The sequence below is a fragment of the Ruegeria sp. YTSC106 genome (genome assembly GCF_059609765.1).
Window position 1 is genome coordinate 1 of the sequence record NZ_JBXWMI010000048.1, and the last position, 1,375, is coordinate 1,375.

Consider the following 1,375-nt stretch of genomic DNA (forward strand, 5'->3'; position numbering starts at 1 on the left):
TAATGGGATGTACCGGCTGCTTCACCCAGCAGTTTAGGCTTTGCCTATATCTGCAAACAGGAGAAGTAGCTATGAAATCGGAAAATCTAGAAGACCTTGATGAAGTTGTCGTCATTGGCGTCGACATCGGAAAGGACACGTTTCATCTGGTCGGATTTGATGAAGCGGGTCAGCGCGTTTTGCGTAAGAAGATAAAGCGGTTGGCGCTGAAGCCGACGTTTGAGAAGTTTCCACGTTGTATCGTTGGCATGGAAGCCTGCATGAGTGCGCATTTTGTCAGCCGTATGCTGCGAGAGCTTGGTTTTGAGCCCCGGATCATCCCAGCGATCTATGTGAAGCCATTCAACAAGGGGCAAAAGAACGATTACAACGATGCTGAAGCCATCGCGGAAGCGGCAATGCGGCCAAACCTGCGCACGGTTACCGAAAAGAGCCAGGATCAGTTGGACCTGCAGGCGATGCATCGGGTTAGGTCGAGGCTGGTGGCACGCCGCACCGCTATCATCAATCAAATCCGGGCGTTCCTGATTGAGCAAGGCATCACCGTGCGGGCGGGACGACACAGGTTGCAGAGCTCGTTTGAAGCGATCTTGGAAAACCGGCGCGATGAAATACCCCCACGAATGCGCAGCACGCTCCTTGGGCTATATGGCGATTGGCTCTGGGTCGATGAACGGATCAAAGCAATCTCGTCGGAGATCGAGGAAATCAGCCGAACTGAGGAAAACAGCGCAAACGTCATGACTATTCCTGGGATCGGCCCGCTTATCTCGACGGCTATTGTAGCCGCCATTGGCAAGGGCGAGGTGTTTGACAGAGGCCGCGACTTTGCCGCTTGGCTCGGCCTCGTTCCGCGTCAGTTCAGCACGGGTGGGCGTACCATCCTTGGCCGGATCAGCAAACGTGGCAATGGATATCTAAGGATGCTTTTGGTGCAAGCCGCAAATGTCATTCTCATGCGGCCGCATCGCTGGGATGCGATCGGTCTTGGCCCGTGGCTGCGAGGGGTTGTGAGCCGGATGCCGCACAACAAGGCTGCTGTTGCGCTGGCCAACAAACTGGCGCGCAGGGCTTGGAGCGTTCTGCGTCATGGTAAGAAATACACGGTTATCGGAGATGAGGCTTTGGTCGCAATCTGACGCGCCCGAAGTCACAAAGATGTTCGCGAAGGAGAATAGCTTGGAACGGAGACAATACGCCCCCAGAATCTGAGAGCCCAAATGGTCATGATCGACCTGGTCACTAATGAGATCAAGGCGCGTGCGTAACCCACAATGGCCACGGCCCGCGAGCCGATAAACAGGCCGGATACATATCAGCGACTACCGCTAGCCACGCCGATATCTCACTTGCGAACAGCAGCCGGTACATACAT

1 protein-coding gene is annotated in these 1,375 nt (G+C 55.0%); it reads left to right on the forward strand.

The window, feature by feature from the left end:
* Nucleotides 1-71: 71 nt before the first annotated feature.
* Nucleotides 72-1,139 (forward strand): IS110 family RNA-guided transposase, encoded by a 1,068-nt coding sequence (locus AC2FEB_RS23305; protein ID WP_496677708.1) that lies wholly within the window; start codon nt 72-74, stop codon nt 1,137-1,139.
* Nucleotides 1,140-1,375: the final 236 nt, after the last annotated feature.

Coding starts and splice junctions, on each gene's coding strand:
- AC2FEB_RS23305 (WP_496677708.1), top strand. CDS start 72: ATGAAATCGGAAAATCTAGAAGACCTTGATGAAGTTGTCGTCATTGGC.